We start from the raw sequence: 5,950 nt of genomic DNA, 5'->3' as shown, positions 1-5,950 counted from the left end.
CCGGAGAAACCGCGGGCGGCAGCCGCTGCAGGCCGCGTGCGCTCAGGCGCAGCACGCCGGCGCGGGCTGCCTGCGCGGGGCCCCGGTCGAGCTCCCAGTCGGTCAGTACATGGCGGGTGAAGCCGGGGGCCAGTTCCTGCGTGGCCGGGCGGTGGGTGTGACCGTGCACCAGCAGCGGCGTGCCGGCCTCGTGCATCCACTGCACGGTGGCGCCAGCGTCGAGATCGGCCCAGGTCTCCGGCCGACCGTCACGCTGCTGTTGCTGCATGCTGACCGCGCGGATCTGGGCGGCCAGCGCACGGCGCTCGGGCAGCGGCCGCGCCAGGAAGTCCTCGCGGGCCTGTTCGGTGCGCACGACGGCGCGGAAGCGCTGGTACTCCACGTCTTCCAGGCACAGCGCGTCACCGTGCGTCAGCAGCACCCGCTCGCCGAAGGCCCGCAGCACCGTCGGATCGGGCAGGGCCGTCATGCCGCACTCCTTCAGCAGTTCGACGCCGACCAGGAAGTCGCGGTTGCCTGCCATGAAGGACACGCTGCGTCGCGCGGCGGCTTCCTTCAGCACCTCGACGACCTGGTGCTCGAAGCCCTCATGCCGGGCGTCGTCGCCGATCCATACCTCGAACAGGTCGCCGAGAATGAACACCGCCTCGGCGCTCGTGTGCAGCAGGTGCTGCGAGAACGCCTCAAAGGTGAGGGGATGGCTCGCCTGCAGGTGCAGGTCGGAGATGAAGTCGATCGCCCGCCATTCAGCGGGCGCCTCGAACTCCCAGAACTTCGGCAGCGACGGGGACACGCCGGCGCCCCGGGGCGGTGCGGCCGGCGACGAGGTCATCGGCTTCGAGCGCCTCAGGCGACTTCGTTCGCTCGCGTGATCACCACGTCCTCGAGCGGCACGTCGTCGTGGCCGCCCTGGCGGCCGGTCTTCACGCGCTCGATCGCATCGACCACCTCGGTGCCGGCCACCACCTTGCCGAACACCGCATAGCCCCAGCCTGCGGGCTTTCCGACTTGAAGTTCAGGAAGTCGTTGTCGGTGGCATTGATGAAGAACTGCGACGACGCGGAGTGCGGCGCATTGGTGCGTGCCATCGCCAGCGTGTACTTGTCGTTCTTCAGGCCGTTGTTCGCCTCGTTGGCGATCGGGGCCTGGGTGGGCTTCTGCTTCAGGCCCGGCTCGAAGCCACCGCCCTGGACCATGAAGCCCTTGATGACACGGTGGAACACCGTGCCGTCGTAGTGGCCGGCCTTCACGTAGCTCAGGAAGTTGGCGACCGTGGCGGGCGCCTTCACGTCGTCGAGCTCGGCACGGATCACGCCGTGGTTGGTGTGCAGTTCGATGGTCTTGGTCATGTCATGGCTCCAGCGTGGCTTTCTTGATGAGCACCGGCGTCGCCGGCACGTTCTGGTGGGGGCCCTTGTTGGTGGTGGGCACGCCCTTGATGCGGTCGACCACGTCCATGCCCTCGATGACCTTGCCGAACACCGCGTAGCCGTTGCCGTCGCGCGAGTTCGCCGGGTCGAGGAAGGCGTTGTTGGTAAGGTTCACGAAGAACTGCGCGGTGGCCGAGTTCGGGTCCATGGTGCGCGCCATGGCGATGCTGCCGCGCTCGTTGCGCAGGCCGCTGCGGTTCTCCAGCGCGATCGGGGCCCCGGTCTTCTTCTCCTTCATGTCCTTGTCGAAGCCGCCGCCCTGGATCATGAAGCCGTCGATCACGCGGTGGAAGATGGTGCCGTCGTAGTGCCCGCTCTTGACATAGGCGACGAAGTTGTCGACGGTCTTCGGGGCCTTGGCGGGGTCGAGCTGCAGCACGATGTCGCCCTCGCTCGTCGCGAGGCGCACCTTCTGCGCCGCCGCGGTCAACGGCGCGGCGAATACCGCAGCGGCCAGCGCGAAGGCGGCCCAGGTTCTGGAAATCATCAAGTCTCCTGAATGCAAACGGCGGGCTCGTCACCCGCTCGGAACCGTATTCTCCACCGATCGGAAGCCCCGCCGCGGGCAGGGGGGTGATCGCTATACTGCGGCGCTTCGATCGTCGGCATGCGGCCTGCCCGTGACAGACCCGATCGATCCGTCCCGATGAGCCTGCGCATCCACAACACCCTCACTCGCTCGACCGAGGCGTTCTCGCCGATCGAACCCGGCCACGTGCGCATGTACGTGTGCGGCATGACGATCTACGACCTCTGCCACGTGGGCCACGCACGCATGATGATGGCGTTCGACGTGGTGCAACGCTGGCTGCGGGTGTCGGGACTGCGCGTCACGTACGTGCGCAACATCACCGACATCGACGACAAGATCATCAAGCGCGCGCTCGAGCGCGGCATCCCGATCCGCCAGCTGACCGACGAGATGACCGCCGCGATGCACCAGGACATCGGGGCGCTCGGCATCGAGCCCCCGACGCACGAGCCGCGCGCCACCGAGTACGTGGGGGCGATGGTCGGCCTGATCGAGGTGCTCGAACGCAACGGGCTTGCCTACCGTGTGCCGGGCGGCGACGTGAACTACTCGGTGCGCAAGTTCCCCGGGTACGGCCGCCTGTCGGGCAAGTCGATCGATGCGCTGCGCGCCGGCGAGCGCGTGGCGGTGCTCGAGGGCAAGGACGACCCGCTGGACTTCGTGCTCTGGAAGGCTGCAAAGCCCGAGGAGCCGGCCGACGCGAAATACGACGCGCCGTTCGGCCCGGGTCGCCCCGGCTGGCACATCGAGTGCTCGGCGATGAGCCACGCCCTGCTGGGCGAGCGCTTCGACATCCACGGCGGCGGCATGGACCTGCAGTTCCCGCACCACGAGAACGAGATCGCGCAGAGCGACGGCGCCTTCCACCTGGGCAGCGGGCACAGCTTCGTCAACGTGTGGATGCACAACGGCTTCCTCAATGTCGACAACGAGAAGATGTCCAAGTCGCTGGGCAACTTCTTCACCATCCGCGACATTCTCAAGCGCTACGACGGCGAGACCATCCGCTTCTTCATGCTGCGGGTGCACTACCGCAGCCCGTTCAACTTCAGCGATGCCGGGCTCGACGATGCCCGCAGCGGCCTGCGCCGCCTCTACACCGCACTGGAAGGCACGGCGGTCGCACCGGCCGAGATCGACTGGACCGACCCGCATGCCGCGCGCTTCAAGGCGGCGATGGACGACGACTTCAACACGCCGATCGCCGTGTCGGTGCTGTTCGACCTGGCCGGCGAGGTGAACCGCAGCCGCTCGGCGCAGAGCGCCGGCCTGCTGCGTTCGCTGGCCGGCACGCTGGGCTTGCTGCAGCAGGAAGCGGCGCAGTACCTGCAGGGCGGCAGCGGCGTCGATACCGGCCACATCGAGGCCCAGATCGCGGCGCGGGCGGCGGCCAAGGCCGCACGCGACTTCGCCGAGTCCGACCGCATCCGCGACGCCCTGGCGGCGCAGGGCATCGTCCTCAAGGACACGCCCGCCGGGACCACCTGGGTCAAGGCCTGAGCCTTCGCCCGAGCCACGAGCCTCCCGCACCATGTCGCCCCGCGGCCCCGGCTTCGTCACGCCCGACTACTGGGACGAGGCGTGCAAGCACCTCGCCAAGCGCGATCGCGTGATGCGCAAGCTGATCCCGAAGCTGGGCGAGGCCCGGCTCGAGAGCCGCGGCGATGCCTTCACCACGCTCGCACGTTCCATCGTCGGCCAGCAGATCTCGGTGCCGGCCGCGCAGGCGGTGTGGGAGCGCTTCGCCGCGCTGTTCGAGGGCGGCTCCGCGGTGCACGTGCGGCCGGCGGGGGTGCTCGCGGCCGACAGTGCCGCGCTGCGCGGCGCCGGCCTGTCCGCGCGCAAGATCGAATACCTGCGCGACCTGGCCGGGCACTTCGACGGTGGCACGGTGCACGTGCGCAACTGGACCTCGATGGACGACGAGTCCATCATCGACGAACTGGTCGCCATCCGCGGCATCGGCCGCTGGACGGCCGAGATGTTCCTGATCTTCCACCTGATGCGCCCCAACGTGCTGCCGCTCGACGACCTCGGCCTGCTCAAGGGCATCAGCCAGCACTACTTCAGCGGCGAGCCGGTGTCGCGCAACGAGGCGCGTGAGGTGGGCGACGCATGGGCGCCGTTCCGCTCGGTGGCCACCTGGTACCTGTGGCGCAGCCTGGATCCGCGCGTGACCTACTGAGCGCGCCGAGAATTCCGCGACAATGCGCCCACCTTTCCCGAGAAAGGATCGTTTGGGATGAGCAAGAAACATTTTCTCGAGTTCGAGCAGCCGATCGCCGACCTCGAAACCAAGATCGACGAGCTGCGCTACGTGCAGAGCGAGTCGGCGGTCGACATCTCCGAGGAGATCGACCGCCTGTCCAAGAAGAGCCTGCAGCTCACCAAGGACATCTACTCGAGCCTGACGCCCTGGCAGGTGACGCAGATCGCGCGCCATCCGCAGCGGCCCTACACGCTGGACTACGTGAACCATGTGTTCACCGACTTCCAGGAACTGCACGGCGACCGCGCGTTCGCCGACGACCAGAGCATCGTCGGCGGCCTGGCGCGCTTCAACGGCCAGGCCTGCATGGTGCTCGGCCACCAGAAGGGGCGTGACACCAAGGAGCGCGCGCTGCGCAACTTCGGCATGAGCCGGCCCGAGGCTACCGCAAGGCGCTGCGCCTGATGACGCTGGCGCAGAAGTTCGGCCTGCCGGTGTTCACCTTCGTCGACACGCCGGGCGCCTACCCCGGCATCGGCGCCGAGGAGCGCGGCCAGTCCGAGGCCATCGGCCACAACATCTTCGCGATGGCCCAGCTCGAGGTGCCGATCATCACCACCATCATCGGTGAGGGCGGCTCCGGCGGCGCGCTCGCCATCGGCGTGGGCGACCAGGTGCTGATGCTGCAGTACTCAGTCTATTCGGTCATCTCGCCGGAGGGCTGTGCCTCCATCCTCTGGAAGACCGCCGAACGTGCGGCCGACGCCGCCGAGGCGATGGGCATCACCGCGCACCGGCTCAAGGCGCTGGGCCTGGTCGACAAGATCGTCAACGAGCCGGTCGGCGGTGCCCACCGCGATCCGGCGCAGATGGCGGTCTACCTCAAGCGCGCGCTCAACGACGCGCTGCGCCAGGTCGCCGACCTGAAGCCCCGCGAGCTGCTGAACCAGCGCTATGAGCGGCTCAAGAGCTACGGCCGCTACAACGACACCAAGGAGCGCTGAGCCGCCCCGCGGCCTGGCCGTCGCCTACAGCGGTGGGCGCGACTCCACCGCGCTGCTGCACGCCACGCTGATCGCGGCCCGCGACAGCGGCCTCACGGTCCATGCCCTGCATGTGCACCACGGCCTGAGTGCCCGTGCCGATGCCTGGCTCGCGCACTGCGAGTCGCAGTGCCGGCGCTGGGCGCGGCGCGGCCTGCCCGTGTGCTTTCGCGCGATGCGCGTGCAGCTTGCCTGCCGGTCCGGTGACAGCCTCGAAGCCGTGGCGCGTGCCGCTCGGTATGCGGCGCTGCGCACGCTCGCCGTCGAGCAGGGCGTGGCGCTCGTGCTGCTGGCTCACCACCAGCGCGACCAGGCCGAGACCCTGCTGCTTCAGGCTTTGCGAGGTGCCGGCGTGGCCGGGCTGGCCGGCATGCCGCGCTCGATCGAACGTGACGGCATCACCTGGGCGCGTCCCTGGCTGGCCCGTCCGCGCGAGGCGATCGAGGCCTATGTGCGCCGGTATCGGCTGAGCTATATCGACGACGACAGCAACGACGATCCGCGCTTCGCGCGCAACCGCCTGCGGCTGCAGGTCTGGCCGGCCCTGCAGGCGGCGTTTCCGCAGGCCGAGGGCACGCTCGCCGATGCCGCCCGCTGGGCCCAGCAGGCCGCAGCCTGTGTGGCCGACCTGGCGGCTCTGGACCTGGCGGCCTGCGCCGCGACCAACGACGTGCTCCCGCTCACAGCCTGGCGGCAGCTGGCGCCGCACCGCGCGGTGCACGCGCTGCGGCGGTGG

General features: G+C 69.1%; 5 protein-coding genes and 2 pseudogenes. 4 read left to right on the top strand and 3 right to left on the bottom strand.

All coding sequences use genetic code 11. From position 1 onward, the window contains the following. From Y694_RS19170 to Y694_RS19160, 3 genes and pseudogenes are all read right to left on the bottom strand, one after another. Positions 1-832 (bottom strand): UDP-2,3-diacylglucosamine diphosphatase (locus Y694_RS19170; protein WP_197028822.1); only part of this gene is annotated, 832 nt, incomplete at its 3' end. 14 nt (positions 833-846) lie between these two features. Next, positions 847-1,349: pseudogene (locus Y694_RS19165) on the bottom strand (peptidylprolyl isomerase). A 1-nt stretch (position 1,350) separates the two neighbouring features. Further along, entirely contained in the window at positions 1,351-1,917 is a 567-nt protein-coding gene (locus Y694_RS19160) for a peptidylprolyl isomerase (protein ID WP_011830045.1), read from the bottom strand. Positions 1,918-2,076: 159 nt separating this feature from the next. Here Y694_RS19160 and cysS point away from each other — a divergent pair, with 159 nt between their 5' ends. The 4 genes and pseudogenes from cysS to tilS all read left to right on the top strand — a co-directional run. After that, positions 2,077-3,462: a cysteine--tRNA ligase gene (cysS, locus tag Y694_RS19155; RefSeq protein WP_036235430.1), complete on the top strand. Its 1,386-nt coding sequence runs from the start codon at positions 2,077-2,079 to the stop codon at positions 3,460-3,462. Positions 3,463-3,493: 31 nt separating this feature from the next. Beyond that, positions 3,494-4,147 (top strand): DNA-3-methyladenine glycosylase, encoded by a 654-nt coding sequence (locus Y694_RS19150; protein ID WP_011830043.1) that lies wholly within the window; start codon positions 3,494-3,496, stop codon positions 4,145-4,147. Positions 4,148-4,204: 57 nt separating this feature from the next. Next, positions 4,205-5,175, top strand: a pseudogene (locus Y694_RS19145) (acetyl-CoA carboxylase carboxyltransferase subunit alpha). Further along, positions 5,126-5,950 (top strand): tRNA lysidine(34) synthetase TilS (gene tilS, locus Y694_RS19140; protein ID WP_036235433.1); only part of this gene is annotated, 825 nt, incomplete at its 3' end. The pseudogene Y694_RS19145 and the gene tilS, both read left to right, overlap by 50 nt.

The sequence above is a fragment of the Methylibium sp. T29-B genome (assembly GCF_000576225.1).
Taxonomy (GTDB): domain Bacteria; phylum Pseudomonadota; class Gammaproteobacteria; order Burkholderiales; family Burkholderiaceae_C; genus Methylibium; species Methylibium petroleiphilum.
Note: the sequence above shows the minus strand (reverse complement) of the source record. Positions and strands in the feature narration are given on the sequence as shown.

Excerpts from the sequence above, each read along its gene's own strand:
- Y694_RS19160 (WP_011830045.1), bottom strand. The coding sequence starts at position 1,917 with ATGATTTCCAGAACCTGGGCCGCCTTCGCGCTGGCCGCTGCGGTATTC.
- cysS (WP_036235430.1), top strand. The coding sequence starts at position 2,077 with ATGAGCCTGCGCATCCACAACACCCTCACTCGCTCGACCGAGGCGTTC.
- Y694_RS19150 (WP_011830043.1), top strand. The coding sequence starts at position 3,494 with ATGTCGCCCCGCGGCCCCGGCTTCGTCACGCCCGACTACTGGGACGAG.